The 23633-nt window shown below is 41.1% G+C and carries 27 protein-coding genes and 1 rRNA gene; 22 read left to right on the top strand and 6 right to left on the bottom strand.

Features of this window, described 5'->3' with window-relative positions; translation table 11 throughout:
* From L4C54_RS23890 to rplI, 7 genes are all read left to right on the top strand, one after another.
* A partial coding sequence (locus L4C54_RS23890) for an EF-Tu C-terminal domain-related protein (protein ID WP_489686485.1) occupies positions 1–297 on the top strand: 297 nt, incomplete at its 5' end.
* Positions 298–477: 180 nt separating this feature from the next.
* The gene (locus tag L4C54_RS23885) at positions 478–666 is read left to right on the top strand and encodes a (2Fe-2S)-binding protein (RefSeq protein WP_428804119.1); all 189 of its coding nucleotides are present in this window, start codon (positions 478–480) and stop codon (positions 664–666) included.
* A gap of 91 nt (positions 667–757) precedes the next feature.
* Positions 758–1237: a bacterioferritin gene (gene bfr / locus L4C54_RS23880; RefSeq protein WP_428810069.1), complete on the top strand. Its 480-nt coding sequence runs from the start codon at positions 758–760 to the stop codon at positions 1235–1237.
* A 256-nt stretch (positions 1238–1493) separates the two neighbouring features.
* On the top strand, positions 1494–1892 hold the full coding sequence (gene rpsF, locus L4C54_RS23875) for a 30S ribosomal protein S6 (RefSeq protein ID WP_102403205.1): 399 nt from the start codon (positions 1494–1496) through the stop codon (positions 1890–1892).
* Positions 1893–1899: 7 nt separating this feature from the next.
* Entirely contained in the window at positions 1900–2202 is a 303-nt protein-coding gene (gene priB, locus L4C54_RS23870) for a primosomal replication protein N (RefSeq protein ID WP_428804117.1), read from the top strand.
* 16 nt (positions 2203–2218) lie between these two features.
* Positions 2219–2446: a 30S ribosomal protein S18 gene (rpsR, locus tag L4C54_RS23865; protein ID WP_000090472.1), complete on the top strand. Its 228-nt coding sequence runs from the start codon at positions 2219–2221 to the stop codon at positions 2444–2446.
* A gap of 32 nt (positions 2447–2478) precedes the next feature.
* Positions 2479–2931, top strand: a complete 453-nt coding sequence (rplI, locus tag L4C54_RS23860; protein ID WP_428804116.1) for a 50S ribosomal protein L9 — start codon at positions 2479–2481, stop codon at positions 2929–2931.
* A 144-nt stretch (positions 2932–3075) separates the two neighbouring features.
* Here rplI and L4C54_RS23855 read toward each other — a convergent pair whose 3' ends face one another.
* The gene (locus L4C54_RS23855; RefSeq protein ID WP_428804115.1) at positions 3076–3840 is read right to left on the bottom strand and encodes a DUF481 domain-containing protein; all 765 of its coding nucleotides are present in this window, start codon (positions 3838–3840) and stop codon (positions 3076–3078) included.
* A gap of 170 nt (positions 3841–4010) precedes the next feature.
* Between L4C54_RS23855 and L4C54_RS23850 the strand changes: the two genes are divergently transcribed.
* From L4C54_RS23850 to L4C54_RS23840, 3 genes are read left to right on the top strand one after another with little or no spacing between them, the layout of a single operon-like run.
* On the top strand, positions 4011–5417 hold the full coding sequence (locus L4C54_RS23850; protein ID WP_428804114.1) for a replicative DNA helicase: 1407 nt from the start codon (positions 4011–4013) through the stop codon (positions 5415–5417).
* A 13-nt stretch (positions 5418–5430) separates the two neighbouring features.
* Positions 5431–6507, top strand: a complete 1077-nt coding sequence (alr, locus tag L4C54_RS23845; RefSeq protein WP_428804121.1) for an alanine racemase — start codon at positions 5431–5433, stop codon at positions 6505–6507.
* A 5-nt stretch (positions 6508–6512) separates the two neighbouring features.
* A complete protein-coding gene (locus tag L4C54_RS23840) occupies positions 6513–7709 on the top strand; it encodes a BamA/TamA family outer membrane protein (RefSeq protein ID WP_428810068.1) in 1197 nt (398 codons plus the stop codon).
* Positions 7710–7754: 45 nt separating this feature from the next.
* Here the strand turns inward: L4C54_RS23840 and L4C54_RS23835 are convergent, their stop codons facing one another.
* Complete coding sequence (locus L4C54_RS23835) at positions 7755–8183, bottom strand: secondary thiamine-phosphate synthase enzyme YjbQ (protein WP_428810067.1); 429 nt, start codon at positions 8181–8183, stop codon at positions 7755–7757.
* A gap of 282 nt (positions 8184–8465) precedes the next feature.
* Here L4C54_RS23835 and pgi point away from each other — a divergent pair, with 282 nt between their 5' ends.
* Positions 8466–10118 carry a glucose-6-phosphate isomerase gene (gene pgi, locus L4C54_RS23830; protein ID WP_428810066.1) on the top strand — a complete coding sequence of 551 codons (1653 nt, stop codon included), beginning with the start codon at positions 8466–8468 and terminating at the stop codon, positions 10116–10118.
* 128 nt (positions 10119–10246) lie between these two features.
* On the opposite strand, the gene L4C54_RS23825 is transcribed toward pgi, so the two are convergent.
* From L4C54_RS23825 to L4C54_RS23815, 3 genes are all read right to left on the bottom strand, one after another.
* A complete protein-coding gene (locus tag L4C54_RS23825; RefSeq protein ID WP_428804110.1) occupies positions 10247–10708 on the bottom strand; it encodes a chemotaxis protein CheX in 462 nt (153 codons plus the stop codon).
* Between the two features lie 9 nt (positions 10709–10717).
* Positions 10718–11182 carry a zinc uptake transcriptional repressor Zur gene (zur, locus tag L4C54_RS23820; RefSeq protein ID WP_428804109.1) on the bottom strand — a complete coding sequence of 155 codons (465 nt, stop codon included), beginning with the start codon at positions 11180–11182 and terminating at the stop codon, positions 10718–10720.
* Between the two features lie 543 nt (positions 11183–11725).
* Positions 11726–11941: a S24 family peptidase gene (locus tag L4C54_RS23815; RefSeq protein WP_428810072.1), complete on the bottom strand. Its 216-nt coding sequence runs from the start codon at positions 11939–11941 to the stop codon at positions 11726–11728.
* 504 nt (positions 11942–12445) lie between these two features.
* Between L4C54_RS23815 and L4C54_RS23810 the strand changes: the two genes are divergently transcribed.
* The 3 genes from L4C54_RS23810 (at position 12446) to L4C54_RS23800 (ending at position 13976) form a co-directional block, all read left to right on the top strand.
* A complete protein-coding gene (locus tag L4C54_RS23810) occupies positions 12446–12601 on the top strand; it encodes a pyocin activator PrtN family protein (RefSeq protein WP_428810071.1) in 156 nt (51 codons plus the stop codon).
* Between the two features lie 27 nt (positions 12602–12628).
* Positions 12629–12871 carry a hypothetical protein gene (locus tag L4C54_RS23805; protein WP_428810065.1) on the top strand — a complete coding sequence of 81 codons (243 nt, stop codon included), beginning with the start codon at positions 12629–12631 and terminating at the stop codon, positions 12869–12871.
* Between the two features lie 115 nt (positions 12872–12986).
* Complete coding sequence (locus tag L4C54_RS23800) at positions 12987–13976, top strand: acyltransferase family protein (RefSeq protein WP_428810064.1); 990 nt, start codon at positions 12987–12989, stop codon at positions 13974–13976.
* An 884-nt stretch (positions 13977–14860) separates the two neighbouring features.
* Here L4C54_RS23800 and L4C54_RS23795 read toward each other — a convergent pair.
* Positions 14861–15055, bottom strand: coding sequence for a hypothetical protein (locus tag L4C54_RS23795; protein ID WP_428810063.1), 195 nt, complete (start codon positions 15053–15055; stop codon positions 14861–14863).
* A gap of 689 nt (positions 15056–15744) precedes the next feature.
* Between L4C54_RS23795 and dusA the strand changes: the two genes are divergently transcribed.
* The 8 genes from dusA to L4C54_RS23755 form a co-directional block, all read left to right on the top strand.
* Entirely contained in the window at positions 15745–16731 is a 987-nt protein-coding gene (dusA, locus tag L4C54_RS23790) for a tRNA dihydrouridine(20/20a) synthase DusA (protein WP_428810070.1), read from the top strand.
* Between the two features lie 185 nt (positions 16732–16916).
* The gene (pspG, locus tag L4C54_RS23785) at positions 16917–17126 is read left to right on the top strand and encodes an envelope stress response protein PspG (RefSeq protein ID WP_428804108.1); all 210 of its coding nucleotides are present in this window, start codon (positions 16917–16919) and stop codon (positions 17124–17126) included.
* Positions 17127–17223: 97 nt separating this feature from the next.
* Positions 17224–17886, top strand: a complete 663-nt coding sequence (locus L4C54_RS23780) for a TIGR04219 family outer membrane beta-barrel protein (RefSeq protein WP_428810062.1) — start codon at positions 17224–17226, stop codon at positions 17884–17886.
* A 157-nt stretch (positions 17887–18043) separates the two neighbouring features.
* Positions 18044–18274 (top strand): hypothetical protein, encoded by a 231-nt coding sequence (locus tag L4C54_RS23775; RefSeq protein WP_428804106.1) that lies wholly within the window; start codon positions 18044–18046, stop codon positions 18272–18274.
* Between the two features lie 93 nt (positions 18275–18367).
* Positions 18368–20257 (top strand): assimilatory sulfite reductase (NADPH) flavoprotein subunit, encoded by a 1890-nt coding sequence (locus tag L4C54_RS23770; protein ID WP_428810061.1) that lies wholly within the window; start codon positions 18368–18370, stop codon positions 20255–20257.
* Complete coding sequence (cysI, locus tag L4C54_RS23765) at positions 20257–21975, top strand: assimilatory sulfite reductase (NADPH) hemoprotein subunit (RefSeq protein ID WP_428810060.1); 1719 nt, start codon at positions 20257–20259, stop codon at positions 21973–21975. Before L4C54_RS23770 ends, cysI begins: the two co-directional genes overlap by 1 nt.
* Entirely contained in the window at positions 21968–22744 is a 777-nt protein-coding gene (locus L4C54_RS23760; RefSeq protein WP_428810059.1) for a phosphoadenylyl-sulfate reductase, read from the top strand. Before cysI ends, L4C54_RS23760 begins: the two co-directional genes overlap by 8 nt.
* A 642-nt stretch (positions 22745–23386) precedes the next feature.
* A 16S ribosomal RNA gene (locus L4C54_RS23755) occupies positions 23387–23633 on the top strand; the annotation flags it as partial.

The raw sequence follows: 23633 nt of genomic DNA, 5'->3' as shown, positions 1-23633 counted from the left end.
GGTTCAATCAACCCACACACTCGTTTTGAGTCAGAAGTATACGTTCTGTCTAAAGACGAAGGTGGTCGTCACACTCCATTCTTCAAAGGTTACCGTCCACAGTTCTACTTCCGTACAACTGACGTAACTGGCGATATCACGCTTCCAGAAGGCGTAGAAATGGTAATGCCTGGTGACAACATCCAAATGACTGTAGAGCTAATCGCTCCAATCGCAATGGATGAAGGTCTACGTTTCGCAATCCGCGAAGGTGGCCGTACAGTAGGTGCTGGTGTTGTTGCTAAAATCTTTGACTAATTAATTAGTTAGATTTTCAATAATCGCATCAAAAGGGAAGCTTAGGCTTCCCTTTTTTATGCCTGTTACCAAAACGAATTTCCTTATAACAAAATTGTCTAAATAAATTGTTATTGAAAGTGGTAATAAAAACTGTTCTCATTTATATTTGAGTTTGTATTGACTGTTTTAGGTTGTTGTATGTACGTTTGCTTATGTCATGGAATCTCTGATAAGAAAATTAAGAAGTTAGTGATCGAAGAAGGGGTTTCTGATATTCGAGGTATTAAAAAATGCACAGCACTTGGTAGTCAATGTGGTAAATGTGTTCGTCCAACTAAAGAAATTATCGACGAAACGTTATCGGTTCAATTTAAGCAAGCTGTTTAAAAACGTTTCTAAGCCGCTTTATATGCTTTGAAACTTTGACTCTCTTCAGATCGGTTCTACAGTTAATAGAACCACAGAGGAGGGCTCTGCCATGAAAGGCGATCCAATCATCATTCAACATCTCAACAAAGTTCTGGGCAATGAACTCGTTGCCATTAATCAATATTTTCTTCACGCACGTATGTACAAAGACTGGGGCTTAAAACACCTCGCCGATAAAGAATACGATGAATCGATCGATGAAATGAAACACGCGGATCATCTGGTTGAAAGAATCCTTTTTTTAGAGGGTCTTCCTAACCTTCAGGATCTGGGAAAACTTAATATCGGTGAAGATGCCAAAGAAATGCTCGAAAGTGACTTAAACGTCGAAATGACGGCAATTCCAGATTTGAAAGATGCGATAGCCTACGCAGAGAAAACTCGGGACTATGTGTCACGTGATCTTTTCCAAGATATCTTAGAAGACGAAGAAGAACACGTTGATTGGCTAGAAACACAACTCGGTTTGATTGAATTGACTGGTATCGAAAATTACCTTCAAGCACAGTTTGTCGATGAAGATGACTAAACGTACTTTTCTGAGATGTTAAGTCGTTCAAATATATGAAATTTGAACGACTTAACTTTATAAATACTATTATTTCCTGATTTTATAATTCTCCGCGACTATTCAACCGTTATCAATTTCACATTTCTCTTGCCTATTCTGCTTCCTTTCTGTACTATTTGCCGTCCTTAATTCTCGGTCATTTATCTTTAGTTCCTTGCTTCCTCTGGACGACCGAGCCACTCGTGGAAGCTAATAATCCGTAAGGAGCAACCAAATGCGTCATTATGAAATCGTATTCATGGTTCACCCTGATCAAAGCGAGCAAGTTGCTGGCATGATCGAGCGTTACACTGGTTCTATCACTGAAGCTGGCGGTACTATCCACCGTCTAGAAGACTGGGGTCGTCGTCAGATGGCTTACCCAATCAACAAGCTTCACAAAGCTCACTACGTTCTTATGAACGTTGAAGCTGGTCAAGAAGTGATTGACGAGCTAGAAACTGCTTTCCGTTTTAACGATGCAGTTCTACGTAACATGATCATGCGCACTAAAGGCGCTGTGACTGAACAATCTATTATGCTTAAGCAAAAAGAAGAGCGTGCTGAACGTGCTCCTCGTCGTGAAGAGCGTACAGAGCGTCCAGAAGCTAAGCCAGAAGCAGCTGCTGAGTAATTAACTTATGACCAATCGAATGGAACTTAGCGGCTCTGTCGTCAAAGAACCTATTCGAAGCCAAAGCCCTGCTGGTATCGCTCATTGCCGTTTTTGGTTAGAGCATCGTTCCACGGTGGTAGAAGCTGATTTACCGAGACAAGTTTATTGTCGTATGCCGGTAGTTGTCAGTGGGCAAAGGTCACAAGCAATAATTCAGAACTTAGTTCAAGGTAGTAATATTAAGGTAAGTGGCTTTGTCGCTTATCAGACCGGCCGAAATGGTGTGGGAAAATTAGTATTGCATGCCGACAACATAACTCAAATTTAAGATCAGGAGATAGCCCATGGCTCGTTTCTTCCGTCGTCGTAAATTCTGCCGTTTTACTGCAGAAGGCGTACAAGAGATTGACTACAAAGACGTAGCAACTCTTAAAAACTACATTACTGAAGCTGGTAAAATCGTACCTAGCCGTATCACTGGTACAAGTGCTAAGTATCAGCGTCAACTAGCTCGTGCTATCAAGCGTTCACGCTACCTAGCTCTTCTACCGTACACTGATAAGCATCAGTAAACGGTCGATTTATTAAGAAAGAGGATTAAATAATGCAAGTTATTCTACTTGATAAAATCGGTAACCTAGGTGCACTTGGCGATACTGCAAACGTTAAATCTGGCTACGCTCGTAACTTCCTTATCCCACAGGGTAAAGCAGTTATGGCAACTAAAGCTAACGTTGAAATGTTTGAAACTCGCCGCGCTGAACTAGAAGCTAAAGTTGCTGAACAGCTAACTGCTGCTCAAGCACGTGCTGATAAAGTTACTGCACTAGAAGCTGTTGTAATCGCTTCTAAAGCTGGTGATGAAGGTAAACTATTCGGTTCTATCGGTACTCGTGACATCGCTGACGCTATTACAGCGGCAGGTGTTGCAGTAGCTAAGAGCGAAGTACGCCTACCTGAAGGCGCTCTACGTAACACTGGTGAGTTCGACATTAGCATCCAACTTCACTCTGAAGTTTTTGCTACTGCGAAACTACAAGTTGTTGCTGCTGAGTAATTTCAGTATCTAGACGAATTCTTCGTTAAGAAGATTTGAAACACCGGCTCAGGCCGGTGTTTTTTTATGTCTGAAATATGAGATGAATAAACTGAGAATGAGTTAAAGATTTATAATTAAGGGGCGAGGCTAATCTGGCTTTAGTTAGAATATAAAAAGCAGGTTCACAGAGAAGATACTGTCGGCATTACTGAGCCCAGTAGGTACTTGATCGTGGTACTGACGAGCGTAAGCGACTTTGAGTGCGATATCGTCAGTAATATTGTTGGTTGCACTGAAGTCGGTGTCTAAACGAGTATTACTTGGACCTGATACTGCGGTAATATCTGCTGATAGCTTTAAGTCGTTGACGACACTCCATACAACATTGATATTCCCACGAAAAATCCCTTCTTGAACTGTTTCGGGAAAAATGATGTCATCGTCTTTGAGTTCATCTAAATTTGGCTCTTGATAACGAAAACCTGGACCTAATTCGAGTTCGATAAGTAACGCGTCAGTATTGGTAAATTGATAACCTAAACCACCTGATAGTGTGTGATCCTTGAAATAAGCACTGTATCTCGATTCAACACCTTTAAAGTTTCCATATAAGTAAGTTTTGGGGCTCAACTTATAATCGCTTTGCGCGGTATAGGTGGATTGACGCTTATCTTCTTCCCCATCTTTATACAGCATGTAGAACTTCCATTCGCCACTGCTACGGTGACGGCCAGAGACATACTCTGCATTCATGCGAGAGTTCAATGATTGAGAGTCAGAGTTCCCGTTATGAGCTTGGTAACCAAATTCAACTTCTGTGTTCCATGGGGAAGGGATTTCGATCTCTGTAGGGCTTGGTAACGCTTCTTCTGCATAAGCCAACGATGTCGTAAGCAGGCTAAAACCCGCTAACAAAAGATTACGCACTCAGAACCTCTAGAGAATATAATGGGGGGCAAATAGTATGTTGACGAGTACCCACTTTCGTCAACGAAGGGTCAATTCTACCTAAGTAAAATACAAACATCCTCTAACTTAATTACAAATGAGATATTCTCGTTATAATGACGGCAATAAAAGAGAAATTGAGCAATCAAATGGCAGACCAAAAAACGGATTACAGAAAAAAATTCAACTCAGACAAACAAGTTGATGCGATCAAAGTTCCTCCACATTCATTAGAAGCAGAACAATCCGTTATTGGTGGTCTGCTTCTCGACAATGAACGTTGGGATTCTGTTGCCGAAAAAGTTCTTGCTAACGATTTCTACAGCCGCCCACATCGATTGATTTTTGAAGCTGCTAAATCCATCTTGGATGACAGTAAGCCGTTGGACTTGATCACTCTCTCTGAGTTTTTAGAGTTACGAGAGCAGCTTGAAGACGTCGGTGGTTTTGCTTACTTAGCTGATTTGGCCAAGAACACTCCTAGTGCGGCAAATATTAATGCGTATGCCGATATTGTTGCAGAGCGAGCGCTAGTACGTAACTTAATTGGTGTTGCCAACGAAATCGCTGATGCGGGTTATGATCCACAAGGCCGAAGCTCAGAAGATCTACTCGACCTTGCCGAGAGTAAAGTTTTCGCTATCGCAGAAGAGCGAACCACAGAAAATGAAGGCCCGCAAAGTGTTGATAACATCCTAGAGAAAACGCTAGAGAGAATTGAGACACTTTATAAGACGCCACAAGACGGTGTAACGGGTGTTAGCACCGGCTTTAATGATTTAAATAAAAAGACCGCAGGACTACAAGGTTCGGATTTGATCATTGTTGCAGCGCGTCCATCGATGGGTAAAACAACCTTCGCGATGAACCTGTGTGAAAACGCAGCAATGGACCAAGATAAACCAGTGTTAATCTTCTCTCTAGAGATGCCGGCTGAACAGCTGATGATGCGTATGCTCGCGTCACTGTCTCGCGTCGATCAAACGAAGATTCGTACTGGCCAATTAGACGACGAAGATTGGGCTCGAATTTCCTCTACCATGGGGATTCTGATGCAGAAGAAGAACATGTACATCGATGATAGCTCCGGTTTAACACCAACAGAATTGCGTTCTCGTGCACGTCGAATTGCGCGAGATTCCGGCGGGTTAAGCATGATCATGGTCGATTATCTACAGTTAATGCGTGTTCCGGGTATGCAAGACAACCGTACCTTAGAAATTTCAGAAATTTCGCGCTCACTAAAAGCATTGGCAAAAGAGTTAAACGTGCCTGTTGTGGCCCTCTCTCAGCTAAACCGTTCCCTAGAGCAACGTGCTGATAAGAGACCGATTAACTCGGATCTTCGTGAATCGGGAGCAATTGAGCAAGATGCGGATTTAATCATGTTCATTTACCGTGATGAGGTTTATAACCCTGAGAGTTCATTAAAGGGTATTGCTGAAATTATTCTTGGTAAGCAGCGTAATGGCCCTATCGGCTCTGTGCGTTTGACGTTCCAAGGGCAATTCTCTCGTTTTGATAATTATGCGGGACCAGCCTTTGACGATGAGTAATCGTGTGAGCTACATGAAGGCTGCCACAGCCAGTATTGATTTGGCCGCGTTAGAGCATAACCTAAGCTTGGTTAAGGCTAAAGCGCCAAGCAGTAAGGTAATGGCAGTCGTTAAGGCCAATGGCTATGGTCATGGTCTTCGCCATGTTGCCAATGCAGCGAGTGATGCTGATGCATTTGGTGTCGCTAGAATTGAAGAAGCTCTGCAGCTAAGAGCTTGCGGAGTCGTAAAGCCGATTTTACTGCTTGAAGGTTTTTACTCATCCGGTGATCTTCCAATATTAGTTACCAACAATATTCAAACTGCTGTTCATTGTGAAGAGCAGCTTCAAGCGCTAGAGCAGGCAAGCCTTGATACTCCCGTTGTCGTTTGGTTAAAAATCGACAGTGGTATGCATCGCCTTGGTATTCGTCCAGAGCATTACACCGAATTCGAAGCTCGTTTGAAGGCATGCCCTAATGTCGCTAAGCCGCTACGTTATATGAGTCATTTTGGCTGTGCAGACGAACTCTCTCTTCCTGATACACAACAGCAGATTGATCTTTTTCTTTCGTTAACTCAAGACTGTGATGGTGAACGCTCGTTAGCAGCCTCTGCGGGGATACTTGCATGGAAGCCGAGCCAATTAGAATGGGTGAGACCCGGTATTATTATGTATGGTGTTTCTCCATTTGCAGATCAAACCGCTGAACAATTGGGCTTTAAGCCAGTCATGACGTTAAAGTCACCACTTATTGCAGTACGCGAAGTTAAAGCCGGAGAAAGTGTCGGTTACGGAAGTGCATGGCTTTGTGAGAAAGATACTAAAATAGGGGTAATCGCGATTGGTTATGGCGATGGTTACCCGCGCATGGCACCTAACGGGACCCCTGTTTGGGTTAACGGCCGTAAAGTTCCAATCGCTGGGCGAGTATCCATGGATATGTTAACCGTGGATCTTGGATCAGATGCAACCGACAGCGTTGGTGACGTTGCCATATTATGGGGCAATGAATTAGCGTCTGAAGAGGTGGCGACTCATATCGGTACTATCGCGTATGAATTGGTCACCAAGCTCACTTCTCGTGTTGCTATGGAATATAAAAAGTAGGCTCTATGTTGCGCTTGATTGTTCAATTCTTTGTTCTTTTTTACATATTAATAGCAAGTAACGTCGTAGCAAAAGAGAAAGACTCTGCATTCGTTCCATTCTTATTTAGTACAGAAACCCTTGGCCTTAGTGTTGGCGTTGCTGGCGTTGCGAAAGGTGTGTGGCAACCTCAGGCTGCTCTGTTTGGCATGGGGCTCTATTCCGATAAAGACAGCTATATAGGCTTTTTATCCGCCTATAACTATGCATTGAACGATAGCCTGTTATTTAGCACCCAGCTATATCAAGCAAAGCTCAATCAAGCGCCTTACTATCTCGGTGATCAAGGTAATAATGGGTCTTCACTTCATGACAAAACCATAGTCGATGGTTTTGAAGAGAACTACGAGTTTGAATTTAAATTTCTTTTACCTTGGGGAGTGGTAAAAGATGAGGGCTACATGGGGATGTTCAAACCTCAACGTGATGTTTCATTTGCGAGCCCTATGGAGTCAGGTGTTACGTCAATCTCTCTCACACCTTTCTATACCACTCGAGAGTTCAGTGACAGCATTAGTGAAAATGAAGTAGCTAAAGCAATTCGCTTAACCTTAGATTGGGATAACCGCGACAGTACAAGAAACCCCACAAAGGGCTCTCATACAGATTTGACATTCACTATGGGCTCAGAAAATTGGACAGATGAGCAAATTTGGAACCAGATTGAATTTCAAAACAGCCAGTATTTTTCTTTGGGCTCTCTAGGAAGTATATTTGAACAACAGGTGATCGCTTTTGATTTTTATACGGCAGATACACCAAGCTGGAATCGTTGTAATGATTCGCAAACTTGCGTAAGACCACCAGAACATGAGCAGATTAGCTTGGGTGGGCTATATCGTCTTCGTAGTTACACGGGAGGGCGCTACCATGGTCGCTCCGCTATCCACTATTCTGCTGAATATAGAATGTTGCCAGAGTGGCAACCGTTGGGCAGTATTCCGGTCATCAACTACTACGATTTACCTTGGTGGCAATGGGTTGCGTTCATTGATGCAGGGCGAGTGGCTGAGGAGTATGACCTAAAAACACTGCATACTGATATGCAGTGGAGTGTCGGAGGCGCTATTCGCTTACAAGTTGAAGGCATTGTTGTACGTGCAGAAGTGGCAAAAGGGGCTGAAGAGAGCCTGTTTCGTGTGATGATCAATCAGCCATTTTAGTCACTAGTTTCACTCACTACTTTAGGTAGAGCGGATCTGTCTCTCCTAGTTACCTTGCTCCCCTTGAATAGTGGCGATGATCTGTCGCCCACTGGCATGGTCACGATGCTCACCTAGATAGATACCTTGCCACATCCCTAACGCCAAAGAACCTTGGCTAATTGGTATCGAAAGGCTATGACCGATTGTTGATGACTTTATATGGGCAGGCATATCATCGTCACCTTCGTAAGTATGTATGTAGTAACTCGCCCCTTCGGGTATATAACGATTGAAGTGCGCTTCCATATCAGCTCGAACCGTAGAGTCTGCATTTTCATTGATGGTTAGACTAGCGGAGGTGTGTTGAAGAAATAGATGCACAATGCCAACAGATAATGACGTTAATTCAGGAATTTGTTGTTCAATTTCATCAGTAATGAGATGAAAGCCTCGTTTTCTGGCTGATAGTTGAATGTTTTTCTGAAACCACATAGTCTATCCCTAATCTTGAAAAATGATTGTTGAACGATTGTTATCAGCTTGAACCCTTATGTAAACAAGGTTTCTTGTTACGAAAGTTGTTAACGTGACACAGTTCAACGTTGGTGACAGCGAGCTGAGTCATAATTGTCATATGAAAATTAATTACAACGTTTTCAAGCTATTTACTGAACAATTTTTTACTATATTGCTAACCGGGGATTCTGCTGTTCTACGACCAATTAGGGATAGAGCTGCGAGAATGAAGCCTACTGTATCATCGGAATTGACACCATGTTGAAAAATATCAACCCAACACAAACTCAAGCGTGGAAGGCTCTTACTGAGCACTTTGAAACTGCGCAAGATATGGATCTTAAATCTCTATTTGCTCAAGACTCACAGCGTTTTGATAACTTCTCAACGCAATTCGGCTCAGACATTCTGATTGATTATTCAAAGAACTTAATCAATGAAGAGACGCTATCACACCTATTTTCTCTTGCTAAAGAGACTGAGCTTCAGTCTGCAATCGACGCAATGTTTAGTGGCGAAGTGATCAATAAAACGGAAGATCGCGCGGTTCTACATACCGCCCTGCGTAATCGCAGTGATAAGCCAGTTATGGTTGATGGCAAAGATGTAATGCCTGCAGTCAATGCTGTATTAGCTAAAATGGAGCTGTTCACTCACCGTATCGTTTCTGGTGAATGGAAAGGTTACACAGGTAAAGCGATCACTGATGTTGTTAATATCGGTATTGGCGGTTCAGACCTTGGTCCATACATGGTTAGTGAAGCGTTAGCGCCATACAAAACGCACTTGAATATGCACTTTGTTTCTAACGTTGATGGCACGCACATCGTTGAAACGTTGAAGAAAGTCGATCCAGAAACAACGCTATTCCTAATCGCTTCTAAAACGTTCACGACTCAAGAAACAATGACGAATGCACACAGTGCCCGTGATTGGTTCCTTGAAAGTGCTGGCGATCAAGAGCATGTAGCGAAGCACTTTGCTGCATTATCTACCAACGCAGCTTCAGTGGCGGATTTTGGTATTGATACAGACAACATGTTTGAGTTCTGGGATTGGGTTGGTGGTCGTTACTCACTTTGGTCAGCAATCGGTCTATCTATTTCATTAGCGGTTGGCTTTGACAACTTCATTGAGCTTCTAGATGGTGCTCATGAGATGGATAACCATTTTGCAACGACAGAACTAGAGAGCAACATTCCAGTAATTCTTGCGCTTATCGGCCTATGGTACAACAACTTCCACGGCGCTGAATCTGAATCTATTTTACCATACGATCAATACATGCACCGCTTTGCTGCTTACTTCCAGCAAGGCAACATGGAATCAAACGGTAAGTCAGTTGACCGTAATGGCGAACCTGTTACATACCAAACAGGTCCTATTATCTGGGGTGAACCTGGAACAAATGGTCAACACGCTTTCTATCAATTGATTCACCAAGGTACGAAATTGATTCCTTGTGACTTTATTGCACCAGCAATCAGTCATAACCCAGCAAGTGATCATCATCAGAAGTTAATGTCGAACTTCTTTGCTCAAACAGAAGCGTTGGCATTTGGTAAATCTGAAGAGACAGTAAAAGCTGAATTTGCGGCAGCGGGTAAATCAGAGCAAGAAGCAGCGGAGTTGGCTCCTTTCAAAGTATTTGAAGGTAACCGCCCGACAAACTCGATCTTGGTTAAGCAAATTACACCGCGCACTCTTGGTAACATGATCGCGATGTATGAGCATAAGATCTTCGCTCAAGGCGTAATTTTGAATATCTTTAGCTTTGATCAATGGGGTGTGGAATTAGGTAAGCAACTTGCTAACCAAATCCTACCTGAGCTAGCAGATGGCTCAGAAGTAAGTTCTCATGATAGCTCAACTAACGGTTTGATTAATGCGTTTAAAGCATTCAAAGCGTAGTTGAATAAGCTATGCGCACCAGCAGTAGTGCGTAACTTGAAGAGCGTATAATAAAAAGGTTGGCATTGAGCCAACCTTTTTTGATTCTTCGAGTGATTGTTATTCACAACCTTCGTAGAAAACATGACCTATTCGAAGCAAATCTCAATGAATGCGTTACCCCATTGAGAAGTGAAAGGCATGATAATGATCGCTCCTTCACACTTATGACGAATAGTATGTCCTTTCCCTGCGACAACAATCGGGGTCGCCATATCAAAGTCAAAGCCACTTTCAGCTAGGATGCGTTTAGCGCCGCCCGTTACCATGTTGGTAATTTCACCAACCATATCAGTAACTTCTTCATTGACACCGTTAGGTCGCTCGCCCAACATATTTTGCATGATCTCAAGAGCGAGGTCTTCATCAAAAGTGATAGACATAGAGCCGCGGCTTTTATCTCCTACCATCCCGATTAAACCAGAGACATCACCTCGGGCGATCTCATCTTTCTTAACTCGAGGTTTTTGTGGCTTCAACTCTAGTGAAGCCATCGTTTTTAGAACATTCATTAGTGATGCTAAAAACGGGTTTACAAATTCAGCGCGCATAACCTTCTTCTATATTGTATTTTCTACATTTGAGGAGCATGACTGGCAAATACCATGAGATTCAATAACGTGATTCGTAATCTCAAAGCCATGTTTCTCTGCGTTCTTGGCTAACAAGTCTACAAGGTTATCATCTTGTAACTCAATAACGTTACTGCAACTGTCACAAATCAATAAATGCGAATGATGTTTATCTGCATTACATGAGCAACACGAAATGAAACTGTTTGTCGATTCAACCTTATGTATGAAACCTTGTGCAATAAGGAAGTCTAACGCTCGATATACCGTAGGAGGTTTAGCTTGAGGTTCCGTTGCCTTAAGATCCTCTAACAGATCATAAGCGGAAGATGCTTTTTTACTAGCGCAAATCAGCTCAAAGACTTTTTTACGTTGAGGGGTTAGCCTCACTCCACGGGTTCCACATATATCTTCAATTTGCTGTACGAGATTTTGGTCCAACTTATTCACCATAACCATTGGACATAATTAATAATATACCAATTCCACTCAAATATCGTTTTACCATCAGACTATTTATCTCGACTCAGATTAGACTAAAACCATAACTCTTTAATTATAGGCTATAAGTTACCGTAAATACGAAATGAACGATAGCTTGAACTTTACATGTCATGAGGTGTGGTTATAAAAAATCATACTGATGGAAAAAGATAACGCTGTGATAGGTACTTGGGAGAAGCTTGGACTTGATGTAGAATCCGTCGCTCTTTATTTGATGACGTTTTTAGAGCCTAGTTATTTAATTATCTAGGATTTAGGAAAGTCATTAAGTGGGCCATTTATAGGCCAATGAACGTAACAAGATTGAATTTCGGGTTAAATAGGGCAAAAAGATGCGACTCCAAAAACAACTGATACTGTTGAAATGAAAGGGAAAAACCCACATTTCTACCATTCCCGGTTTTCGATTGCTCCCATGCTCGATTGGACGGACTTTTAAGCTATATAAGAAAGCTTGTACTATAGGAGTACCACCTTAAATTCTAAGGTGGACTATATTCGCTGCCCTGACAAAACCACTTCACTAAGAATTTCAAAGTCTTCATTCTTAAAATAGGCCTTGAGTAACTTCTTGTTCTCATAGGTTGGATTGTCACTAATTATTTTTATGATTTTTGGTATGAATTTCAGCCTCTTTACCATTAATTGCCTACCAAACTGAAAGAGGTAAACGCTATCCTCAGAAAAATCATTTATCTTGTGTACTATGACAAGTTCATAATTTTAGTGTTGGGGCCATGATCCTCCCTTCTCCTCCACGCTTGGCAGCTAACTTCAACATCATAGAAACGTTAAGTGACGCAACCCTTAGGTGTCCTAAAATCGTTTCTTTCTTTTGCGATTTTTTCTGCCTTCAGGAAAATTATCTGGGTCTCCCTGTGTATGCCAAGCTATTATTATATATGGAAAAACGCCTATATTGTTTGATGTGAGGTGATTTTTCTGTATGTTATGGCGGATTTAGTCCTGAAGTTTGTTTGTCAATATTTTTCATGGGTCACCTTTAGTTAATGAAAGTGTTGCAATACCTTCTCAAATAAATGTCGTCGAATCGCTTTTGAGACGATTGAGACGATTGAGGTGATTTTGAGTCTCATTTTGTTGCCTAGAGATGATAGTGGAATAGGTAAAGTATGAACACAAATTTTGCATTACTAGACGTTTTAAAGCCCTAAGGTTGAGCCTTAAGAGGTTTGCCAAGAGTTTTTAAGTATCACACCTAAAACCGCCGGGCCAAAAGGCAAGGTATGTAATTTTCCTCTTCCGACCTTCAAGTTACGAGATTTAGAGCGCAGTTCCTCCTTCATCAAAATCGAAGATCTAGCGGCCTATATCGACCAGCGATATGAGCTAGTTAGAATTGAATGACAATCAGTGAATGAGTAAGGGGGAGTCATGGCAGCGAACAACCCTGAGCTATTAACTGCAATTCTGACTTCTATTGGTATTGCTGCGCCAATATTGCTAGGAGGGCAGGAAACCCTCGAGAAACATCTCACAGAATTGGAAAAATCCTTATTTAGAGACTTTTCATCAAATTCTGTTGAAGGTGCTTGGTTTTTACTGTTTATTGTTTTGACAAGTAACATGAAAGCACAGGTTTGTTTTCCATTTTACTTATTGAGTTCATTATTATAGTAGCCAGTCGAAAGATCGTATGTGTTTTGAATGACACCGCTCTCATACTACCACTATAGTAAGGACGATAATGCATATGGTATGATTGTGGCTTTGTTCATGTCGGAGTGGTTTTGTGTATATTTCGGTTCAGTATTTGCGAGCTTTTGCCGCAATATTAGTTTTATTAACGCATACAGCGTTTAAGTTAGAAACTCATAGCGACAATATAATTGATTGGTTTAATATTGGAACATATGGTGTAGATCTGTTTTTTATCATTTCTGGCTTTATTATGTGTTTAACTGTTGAAAGGAAAACGTTAAACTTTTCAACTTTCATGAAGGCTAGATTTGTAAGAATATTACCTCTGTATTGGTTGTTGACTACTGTTGCGCTCGTTATATTTTTAGTTAAACCATCACTAGTTAATTCATCTGGTGGTGTAACATCTGTTTGGGGTTCTTATTCTTTAATTCCTAATGGTGATAGATTTTTAATAAGTAATGGTTGGACTCTAAGTTATGAGTTCTTTTTTTACCTTATCTTTTCTTCTTTTCTATTTCTTGGAAAGTTACAAAAGATATTAACCTCTTTTTCTATTGTGTTTTTGAGTGTAGTAGGATTATTGGTTGTTACAACTAATCCTTATTTTGAGTTTGTAACATCTTCATTGTTGCTTGAGTTTGTTATGGGTATCTTGTGTTACGAGGTAATAAAAAGAAAAATAATAAATAAAAAAGTTGCTGTTTTGTTGATTTTATTCGCGTTGCTGTTATTGATCTTTTTTAACAATCATGGACCGGTAGATTCACCTCTGGGTAGTTCCTTGCATGCTGGACTTCCAATGATGATGTTGTTTTTGGGCTTTGTATCACTTGAATCAGTAATACCAAAGAATAAAATTATTTATGAGTTAGGGATGGCTTCGTATTCTTTGTACCTTCTTCATCCATTTGTTTTATCTTTTGTCACAGTTGTAATAAAAGCTCTTGGTCTCTCTGATATGCCATTTATCTATATGTCTGCTATGTTGATAGGTAGTTGTATTTCAGGGTGGTTATGTTATCAGATTGTCGAGTTAGGTTTAGATAAAAAGATAAAAGCAATAATCAATAAGCAATAGCCCTATGGTTTGAAAAGTTCGTTTTAAGTTTATCGCTTATGTGATTTATGTGGGAATAATAGATTGTAAACTTGCCTTAAAGTATTTAAATTTATATGACCTATTACTTGGGCTATTTCTTTAATTGAGTAGCCCTTTCAGACACCACAATTAAGGGCTTCTTTTGGAACGCTTCTATCCTTAAAGTGATTCCAACTTCCCGCACTTTTAGTAGTTTTGAGCGCTACACTTCAGTCTCTTTATCCCACTTAGCGAGATCGCCTGCAGTAGAACAGACGCTAGCAAAGGTCGCTAACAGTACAAGGCTAGTAGTTTTTGCTAATTTCATACTCGCTCCTTGAGCCTAGTGAACACAACCCGTACAGAATATATTTAGTAGATTAGCAATGACTACTCAATGTATTGATTTTGTTCTATGAGTACTTCGCCCTTTATATGCAACAAATAATTCTGGTTTGAAATGAACGATCAAAGCACTGAGCGTACTTTTTACCCTTTAAGAAGTTGGGGTATAGCTTGGTATGGACCAGTCATAAGATATTCAGTGAACGGTTCCTAGTAACTTGCGCAACTTCTTTAATGGTAAATCCTGCTTTAAATAAACACCTCGAGCCTTCACTCATGATAGCGTAAATCCTTTATATCTAGCTCTTTTCGGGTACTACGAAATCCAGCTGTGATACTGCGAGAGTTATAAGGAAAGATAAGTTCGCCACCTCTGGGTTGTCTCTGTAAAATCTCCCAGACATCCTCAAATAAAGGAACCCATTGGTTATTCCCTTCCTTTTTATGAGGGTCTTTTCTATCTCGCTCTCGTGCCGCTTTCTGTATTTAATTCACATCTTCCCAGCGAATAGAACAAATTTAACCAATACGCATACAGGTTAAAATAGAGAACTCAAATATGGTGGAGTAGGGAATAGAACCTTCGGTGATTRCTCTAATTCAGAAAGAGCGTGGTGAAGCTGCTTGATTTCTCCTTGAGTTGGTCGACGGCTGCGTCGAATGCTCTTTTTTACTAAGCCCATGTAGACCAATGTCGGATGGGCTTGTTTAAATACGTGGTCATTGATAGCCATTCTTCACTCTGCTTTAGTTTCTTAAATATCGAACTTAAGTTGGATATATCAACCGAGACGGTTTGAGCTTGAACCTCACCTGCTTCTATTCGGTGGTTACAATGAGCAATTACGTAGTTCTCATTAAATTCTTTGAGAGAAACTAAACTGATCGGGTACTTAAGTAATTGCTTTAGGTTAGAGTGCTTAGTTCGCTTTGTACTGAGAGTAGAATCGGTAGGTGCCATCTTTAGTAAATCGCCAATAGTTTCAACTGTTGGGGAATATCCGCCGACTACAAGCCCTTCTACTATAGATACTTCTCTTTTCCCCAAGTCTCTGATAATTTTTCAGTATTAATGAACTTACTTTTATCAATAACACTCACATCGTTACGATGTTCACGAATGCTACAGCCATTGCCTTGTTTTGATGCTGTTGTCTATTTTTCAATATGGTAACTGGCCATACGAAACTCCTCATGCTTGGGTGAGCGAGAAACTTGATGTAGAATCGCCGCTCTTTAAACAAAACATGATTTAAATCGGGGTACCGGCGTTAAGGAGGCTATTTTAGCTGCTTAATGTTTATTTCGATGGGTTTGGTGGCTCAATCACGGGTCACCAAGCGCAAAAAAGGTCGAATTTCGGGCTAAATAGGGCAAAAAGATGCAAAAAAATGCGACTCAAAAAATAACTAATGCTGTTGAAATGAAAGGGGGAAACCCACATTTATACCATTCCCGATTTTCTATTGCTCCCATGCTCGATTGGACAGATCGCCACTGTCGTTATTTCCATAGACTGATGACGAAAGAGACACTTCTTTACACTGAGATGATTACAACCGGTGCAATCATTCATGGAAAGGGAGACTTTCTTACGTATAACGAAGAAGAGCACCCATTAGCACTACAGCTAGGTGGCTCAAACCCTATAGACCTTGCAACTTGCGCCAAGCTTGCTCAAGAACGAGGGTATGATGAAATTAACCTGAACGTAGGTTGCCCTTCTGACCGTGTTCAGAATGGGCGCTTTGGTGCGTGTTTAATGGCAGAGCCTCAGTTGGTGGCAGATTGTGTTTCGGCAATGAAAGACGTGGCCGATATGCCTATTACGGTAAAAACTCGAATTGGCATTGATGATCACGACTCATATGAGTTCTTAACTGACTTTATCACCACCGTTTCTGAGAAAGCGGAGTGTGAACAATTTACGATTCATGCTCGTAAAGCATGGCTTAGTGGTTTAAGTCCGAAAGAAAACCGAGAGATCCCACCGCTAGATTACGATAGAGCGTACCAACTTAAGAAAGACTTCTCCCATTTGATCATTGCTGTTAATGGCGGTGTAAAAACGCTGGAAGAGACACTACTGCATCTTCAACACCTTGATGGTGTGATGGTTGGTCGTGAAGCGTATCAAAACCCTTATTTGTTAGCAGAAGTTGATCAACGAATTTTTGGCCACGATAAGCCTATAATTGAACGTCATGACATTGTCGAAATGATGTACCCATACATCGAAAAACAGCTAGCAAGTGGCGCTAAATTAGGCCATATATCACGCCATATGCTGGGGTTATTTCAAGGAATGCCGGGTGGACGTCAGTGGAGAAGATACATTAGTGAGAACGCACATAAAGTCGGTTCAGGAATTGAAGTGTTAGAAGCTGCGTTGGATAAAGTGCCGAGATAATGAAGCGTGTAATTATCACCACGTAACATGGTGAAATTTACCAATATTTGTACGCAAGGTGATCTGTCATTATTGATTCTCACCTTTTTGGATTTTAACTCTTTGATTTTATGTTTATTTTAAAGTTGGCTTGATATCTGCAGTGTTCCATGAGGTTAAGATTAAAACTCAATGGGAGATTGATTATGTTTGAACTGATTTTTGTGCTGGTCTTTATTGCAACATTGCTAGTCACTGGCATTACTATGATGACTGTATTCGCAGCTACAGTACTTTCATTTCTAGTTCTAACTGTGCTTGGTATGGTTGGGGTTGTATTTAAGTTGATCCCTTGGCTTATTGTTATAGCTGTCGGTGTATGGTTTTTCAAAAACTACGTTTATAGCCCCCGTTAATCCTTTCATTTAACAAAAAATCAAAAATGTAATGTGTTATCATCCCGATTATTATCGATCAAAATCAATACAGTTATTTAATTAGGGATCTTATAGGATGAATATTCGGGGATTTGGGTTAGCATTATTAATGTTGGTTAGCTCATCAGCAGCTTATGCGCAGTCACCTTACCGCTTTACCCTGGGCGCTGATATGTGGTGGGGAAGCACCAAAGTAAATGAAGTAAATACTGATGATGCAAAGCTTCCTTCTTTCAGTGTCGCTTTTGAGCATGAATTACCATATTTACCGAATGTAGGTTTTCGTTATACAACGATCGATGCTGACTACATGGCGTTTGATAAGTACGATTACACCTTCTATTACACCATTTTTGACCATGACCTAATGGACTTTGATTTTGGTATAGCACTAAGTCAGTTTTCAAACTCGAAATACATCGCTCCTATTGGCAGCGAAAACACGGCTACATTTGATGAGTTAACTTTCAATTGGTTTGGTAAAGCACTTATCAATATTGAAAACACTAACTTCGACATTATTGGTCAAGTGGACTTTGGTGATAGCAAAGGATTAAAAACAACGGACTTTATTGCCGGGATGCAGTACCGCGTAGCGATTTCAGCAGGGGAATTTGCATTTAAAGGTGGCTACCGAGTGATTGATATTGAATCTGAAGACTTTGCAGTTGATGTGTCTGGAGTTCATTCATTTATCTTCGTTAATGGTTGGTTCTTAGGTGCTGAGTTTCAGTACTAGTTAAGTCTCGAACTCATTTATAATAACGCCACTTCATTAAGTGGCGTTTTTTATATCTAATAGTTATATAACAAAGCAATTTTTTAGCAGTTTTAGCAAAACCTACCATTATTATTAAGTGGCCATAGCCATTCGTTAACTACTGGTGCGTGATGATATGACGATTACTGAACTAAGAAGTTTGTACCGTGAAGATAAGTTAGTTGAGGCGATTATAGAGCCTTCTGTTCAAGAGGGCAGTTGGGTTGTGGAGTTTCGCCATGCTCGTGGTGGCTTTGTCTTACTTACCGACTCTCATGGTGGCGAGTGTCATTATATGGATTTAGATCTTGCTTCAAAGTCAGCAATGGCTGTCGGTTTTTCTCAAGTCAGGATTGAACCCAAATAAAACGTTTTCCATTCTTATCTTCCAAAAAGTTATAAAACATACTTATCTATTCTTTCTTGTTATTAGCAAGAGTGGTTAATCTATCGACACGCAATGAATAGGGATGTCGTGACCATGTCTTTAAATAAGAAAGAGTCCTCTCAAAAGGAAGTGTTAACTGGAAACACTTCGGCAAATGATCAGGCTGCATTTACAGCTCCGATTAATCAGCAGCAAATTGGACAACTTCAACAAACAGTTTCAGAATTATCAGCCAATCAACTTGCTTGGGTGAGTGGTTATTTTTGGGGCCTAAGCCAAACCCAGAGTAATGCTGCTTCAGCACCAATTGAACAAGCAGCCGCTGTCGTTGCAGCAAAGCCTGCCGGAAAGCTCGCTATTATATACGCTTCTCAAACGGGTAACGCAAAAGGTGTTGCCGAAGCCTTAGAGCATGAAGCAAAGCAACTAGGTGTTGAGTCTCAGCTATTTGATGCTAGTGATTATAAAGGTAAGAACCTAGCGAAAGAGACGCATGTCATTATTGTTGCTTCAACCAATGGTGAAGGCGAAGCTCCTGATAATGCGATTGAATTACACGAGCTTTTGCAATCGAAGAAAGCACCTAAATTACCAAACCTAAAATACGCAGTGATTGGCCTTGGCGATTCTAGTTACGAGTTCTTTTGCCAAACCGGTAAAGATTTTGATGCTTACCTATCTAAACAAGGTGCGACTGCATTTATTGATCGTATTGATCTGGATGTTGATTACGAGAGTGAAGCGAAAGATTGGCGTGTTAAAGCGTTAGACATCATTCAAGAAGATCTTTCTTCTGGCACTGAAGCTGAAGTGGTTCAGTTACCTGTAGGACAAGCTTCTTCTCACTCTCAGTACACCAAACAGAACCCATACACGGCCAGCTTATTAACGAGCCAAAAAATTACGGGTCGTGATTCAGGTAAAGATGTTTGTCATATTGAAATCGACCTTGAAGATTCGGGTATTACTTACCAAGCGGGTGATGCATTAGGTGTCTGGTATGAAAATAGCTCTGACTTAGCGAATGAGATCCTTTCAAAAGTGAGCTTGTCAGGTGTTGAAAGCATTGAAGTGGATAGTGAAAGCCTCTCTATTCATAGCGCATTAGTAAGCAAGTTTGAAATTACCACTTCTAACCCTCAGTTTGTCACTAAGTTTGCTGAGCTATCGGGCAGCAAAAAACTGCAGAAGCTGGTGGAAGATAAAGATAAGCTTCGTCACTATGCGGCGAATACTCAAATTGTTGATGTATTGGCCGAGAAGAAAACCAAGCTGACTGCAGACGACTTAACGGGCCTTTTACGTCGTTTGACTCCTCGTCTGTACTCAATTGCATCTAGTCAAAGTGAAGTAGATGAAGAAGTTCATCTAACAGTAGGTCTAGTCGAATATCAAAAAGGTGAAGAGTCACGACTTGGTGGGGCATCAAGCTTCTTAGCACAACGCTTAGAAGAAGGTGGTGAGGTTAAAGTCTTCATTGAGAACAATAACAACTTCAAGCTACCTCAAGATGATAGTGTTCCTGTTATTATGATTGGCCCTGGAACAGGTATCGCGCCTTTCCGCAGCTTTATTCAAGAGCGAGACAACCGAGAAGCAGAAGGTAAAAACTGGCTCTTCTTTGGCGACCGAACCTTTACTCAAGACTTCTTATATCAAGTCGAATGGCAGAAGTATCTAAAATCCGGAGTTCTCTCTCAACTGGATGTCGCGTTTAGTCGAGATCAACATGAGAAAGTGTATGTTCAACACCGAGTTCTAGAGCAAGCAGAACAGATTTGGCAATGGATACAGGATGGCGCCTATCTTTATGTTTGTGGTGATGCGACCCGAATGGCAAAGGATGTTCATGAAGCGTTGATTGAGGTTGCTGAGCAGCAAGGTCAAATGTCACGTGATGACGCCGAGGAATTCATTAATAAACTACGTAAAGAGAAACGTTACCAAAGGGATGTGTACTAATGAGCAAGCAAGAACAAGAAGTATTGGGTCAAGTGCTTGGTCCATTAGCTGACAATGAACGTTTGAAACGAGAAAGTAACTTTTTACGTGGTTCTATTGAGCAAGACTTACAAGATCGCATTACTGGTGGCTTTACCGCTGATAACTTCCAGCTGATCCGTTTTCACGGCATGTATCAACAAGATGATCGTGATATCCGTGCAGAGCGTGCAAAGCAAAAATTAGAGCCGCTGCATAACGTGATGTTACGTGCGCGTATGCCAGGTGGGATAATTACGCCTAAACAGTGGCTAGCGATTGATAAATTTGCTACTGAGAATACCAGTTACGGAAGTTTGCGATTAACAACTCGTCAAACCTTCCAGTTTCATGGTGTATTAAAGCCGAATATAAAACTGATGCACCAAACGTTAAATAGCATTGGCATCGACTCGATTGCTACCGCTGGTGACGTGAACAGAAACGTACTTTGTACAACAAACCCTGTTGAATCAGAACTTCATCAAGAAGCGTATGAGTGGGCAAAAAAAATAAGTGAACACCTGTTACCTAAAACTCGAGCCTACGCTGAGATTTGGTTAGACGGTGAAAAGGTAGAGACAACAGAAGAGCCAATTCTAGGCAGTAACTATTTACCACGTAAATTTAAAACAACGGTTGTGATTCCTCCACAAAATGATGTCGATGTTCATGCTAATGACCTTAACTTCATTGCGATTGCTGATAATGGAAAGCTTGTTGGCTTTAATGTGTTGGTGGGTGGCGGTTTAGCGATGACTCACGGCGATACTTCTACTTATGCACGTAAAGCGGATGATTTTGGTTTCGTACCATTAGAGAAAACATTAGAAGTGGCTGCTGCGGTAGTGACGACACAACGTGACTGGGGTAACCGTTCTAATCGTAAAAACGCGAAGACCAAGTACACCCTTGACCGTGTAGGAATTGATGTATTCAAAGGCGAAGTAGAAAAACGCGCAGGTGTTACCTTTGGAGATAGTCGACCTTTTGAATTTACCGAGCGTGGTGATCGTATTGGTTGGGTTGAAGGTATTGATGGCAAGCATCACTTAGCGCTGTTTATTGAAAATGGCCGTCTACTTGATTTTCCGGATAAACCACTCAAAACAGGTGTAGCTGAAATAGCGAAAATCCATAAAGGTGATTTCCGCATGACAGCTAACCAAAACCTAATTGTTGCAGGTGTCCCGGCTAAAGAAAAAGCTAAGATAGAAAAAATAGCACGTGAACACGGCCTAATGGATGATTCGGTTAGTGAGCAACGTAAAAATTCAATGGCGTGCGTAGCCTTTCCAACGTGTCCATTGGCAATGGCTGAAGCCGAACGTTTCTTACCGCAATTTGTTACTGACGTTGAAACTATTTTAGAAAAACATCAACTAGGCAAAGAAGACAGCATCATACTTAGAGTAACAGGTTGTCCGAATGGTTGTGGTAGAGCGATGTTGGCGGAAATAGGGTTAGTAGGTAAAGCACCTAATCGATATAACCTTCATCTTGGTGGCAATAAAGCGGGTACTCGTGTTCCTAAGATGTATAAAGAGAACATAACCGATAAGCAGATCTTAGAAGAGATCGACCAACTTGTTGGAAGGTGGGCTAAAGAGCGCGAACTTAATGAAGGATTTGGTGACTTCACTATACGTGCAGGAATTATCGACGAAGTCGTCGTATCAAAGAGGGATCTTTATGCTTAATTCTGTCGCTTCAAAATTGAAGTTAGCAGAACTACTCTCATTAACTAAGACGGAGCAAATCCTCCGTCTTGCTGAAATTAATGCAGAGCTAGAACAGCTAACTGCGCAGCAACGAGTAAGATGGGCACTAGAAAACTTAGAAGGTGCACATGCTGTTTCATCGAGTTTTGGTATTCAAGCAGCTGTGATGCTTCACTTAGTGACTCAAGCCGAACCAGATGTTCCGGTAATACTGACAGATACAGGCTATCTATTTAATGAAACGTATCGCTTTATCGATCAGTTAAGCAAGCAACTGACGCTGAACTTAAAGGTATACCGCTCGATTGAAAGCCCAAACTGGCAAGAAGCTCGTTATGGTAAATTGTGGGAACAAGGTATAGAGGGAATTGAAAAGTACAATAAGTTAAATAAAGTAGAACCAATGCGTAGAGCTTTAGATGAGCTTGATGTTGGAACTTGGTTCTCTGGTTTAAGAAGGGAGCAATCAAGTAGCCGAGCTAATCTACCAATTCTCTCTTTGCAAAATGGTGTCTTCAAATTTCTTCCGGTAATCGATTGGACCAACAAAGATGTGCACTACTATATAGAAGAGCACGGTTTAGCGTATCACCCATTAAGAGAAGAGGGCTACTTGTCGGTTGGAGATACACATACAACCAAGAAGTGGGAACCAGGGATGAATGAAGAAGAAACCCGATTCTTCGGCCTAAAAAGAGAATGTGGCCTTCATGAAGATGATAGCGAACAGTATGGCTCCGGAATTTAGTTTTGAATGTGTAATTAAAGCTGCGAAAGCAGCTTTTTTTATGCCAGTAAGATAGGCAGAAAATAGAATTGTGCATAAGTCTGGGGATAAGGTGTAGATTGGATCTGTGTAAATGTAGATAAATAAGCGTTTGAATGAAAAATCATCGTGTGATGCCGTTTATTGCATTTTTTCACAAATAACTCTTGCCAATGTGAGTTCGATCTCTATAATGCCTCCTCGTTGACACAGCAAGGGCCTACGGGTTACCAAGCAGGGTCAACAAGGCAGCGAAAGCAAAATGAGAAAATTTAAAAAAGTGTTTGACACTTAAGATTATCTCGCTAGAATGGCCGCCTCTTCCAAGTGATGCAAATCACAAAAGAAGGTTGCTCTTTAACAATTTAAACCTATCAATCTGTGTGGGCACTCGTTGATGAAAATCCAAAATGTTTTCTTCTCTTTTTATAAAGAGCGGTAAAACAGTTTCTTCGGAAACACTTGGGCTTCAATGAACTGAGTGACCAATACGAATAACTTCGGTTATTTGGCACAGTCAATTCATTACCATTCTGTTGGAATGGTAATAGCTTTAAAGTTACATCTTCATGTTTACATGAAGATTAGTTTTGAAGTCAGTATTCATTGAGCCGATAAAATCTTAAATTGAAGAGTTTGATCATGGCTCAGATTGAACGCTGGCGGCAGGCCTAACACATGCAAGTCGAGCGGAAACGAGAAGTAGCTTGCTACTTCGGCGTCGAGCGGCGGACGGGTGAGTAATGCCTAGGAAGTTGCCCAGTAGAGGGGGATAACCATTGGAAACGATGGCTAATACCGCATATTCTCTTTGGAGCAAAGCAGGGGACCTTCGGGCCTTGCGCTATTGGATACGCCTAGGTGGGGATTA

Origin of the sequence: Vibrio lamellibrachiae (assembly GCF_050337265.1) — a bacterium.
Lineage (GTDB): Bacteria > Pseudomonadota > Gammaproteobacteria > Enterobacterales > Vibrionaceae > Vibrio > Vibrio kyushuensis.
This window is presented reverse-complemented; position numbering and strand designations above follow the sequence as displayed.

Excerpts from the sequence above, each read along its gene's own strand:
- L4C54_RS23885 (WP_428804119.1), top strand. The coding sequence starts at position 478 with ATGTACGTTTGCTTATGTCATGGAATCTCTGATAAGAAAATTAAGAAG.
- bfr (WP_428810069.1), top strand. The coding sequence starts at position 758 with ATGAAAGGCGATCCAATCATCATTCAACATCTCAACAAAGTTCTGGGC.
- rpsF (WP_102403205.1), top strand. The coding sequence starts at position 1,494 with ATGCGTCATTATGAAATCGTATTCATGGTTCACCCTGATCAAAGCGAG.
- priB (WP_428804117.1), top strand. The coding sequence starts at position 1,900 with ATGACCAATCGAATGGAACTTAGCGGCTCTGTCGTCAAAGAACCTATT.
- rpsR (WP_000090472.1), top strand. The coding sequence starts at position 2,219 with ATGGCTCGTTTCTTCCGTCGTCGTAAATTCTGCCGTTTTACTGCAGAA.
- rplI (WP_428804116.1), top strand. The coding sequence starts at position 2,479 with ATGCAAGTTATTCTACTTGATAAAATCGGTAACCTAGGTGCACTTGGC.
- L4C54_RS23850 (WP_428804114.1), top strand. The coding sequence starts at position 4,011 with ATGGCAGACCAAAAAACGGATTACAGAAAAAAATTCAACTCAGACAAA.
- alr (WP_428804121.1), top strand. The coding sequence starts at position 5,431 with ATGAAGGCTGCCACAGCCAGTATTGATTTGGCCGCGTTAGAGCATAAC.
- L4C54_RS23840 (WP_428810068.1), top strand. The coding sequence starts at position 6,513 with ATGTTGCGCTTGATTGTTCAATTCTTTGTTCTTTTTTACATATTAATA.
- L4C54_RS23835 (WP_428810067.1), bottom strand. The coding sequence starts at position 8,183 with ATGTGGTTTCAGAAAAACATTCAACTATCAGCCAGAAAACGAGGCTTT.
- pgi (WP_428810066.1), top strand. The coding sequence starts at position 8,466 with ATGTTGAAAAATATCAACCCAACACAAACTCAAGCGTGGAAGGCTCTT.
- L4C54_RS23825 (WP_428804110.1), bottom strand. The coding sequence starts at position 10,708 with ATGCGCGCTGAATTTGTAAACCCGTTTTTAGCATCACTAATGAATGTT.
- zur (WP_428804109.1), bottom strand. The coding sequence starts at position 11,182 with ATGGTGAATAAGTTGGACCAAAATCTCGTACAGCAAATTGAAGATATA.
- L4C54_RS23805 (WP_428810065.1), top strand. The coding sequence starts at position 12,629 with ATGGCAGCGAACAACCCTGAGCTATTAACTGCAATTCTGACTTCTATT.
- dusA (WP_428810070.1), top strand. The coding sequence starts at position 15,745 with ATGAAAGGGGGAAACCCACATTTATACCATTCCCGATTTTCTATTGCT.
- pspG (WP_428804108.1), top strand. The coding sequence starts at position 16,917 with ATGTTTGAACTGATTTTTGTGCTGGTCTTTATTGCAACATTGCTAGTC.
- L4C54_RS23780 (WP_428810062.1), top strand. The coding sequence starts at position 17,224 with ATGAATATTCGGGGATTTGGGTTAGCATTATTAATGTTGGTTAGCTCA.
- L4C54_RS23775 (WP_428804106.1), top strand. The coding sequence starts at position 18,044 with ATGACGATTACTGAACTAAGAAGTTTGTACCGTGAAGATAAGTTAGTT.
- L4C54_RS23770 (WP_428810061.1), top strand. The coding sequence starts at position 18,368 with ATGAATAGGGATGTCGTGACCATGTCTTTAAATAAGAAAGAGTCCTCT.
- cysI (WP_428810060.1), top strand. The coding sequence starts at position 20,257 with ATGAGCAAGCAAGAACAAGAAGTATTGGGTCAAGTGCTTGGTCCATTA.
- L4C54_RS23760 (WP_428810059.1), top strand. The coding sequence starts at position 21,968 with ATGCTTAATTCTGTCGCTTCAAAATTGAAGTTAGCAGAACTACTCTCA.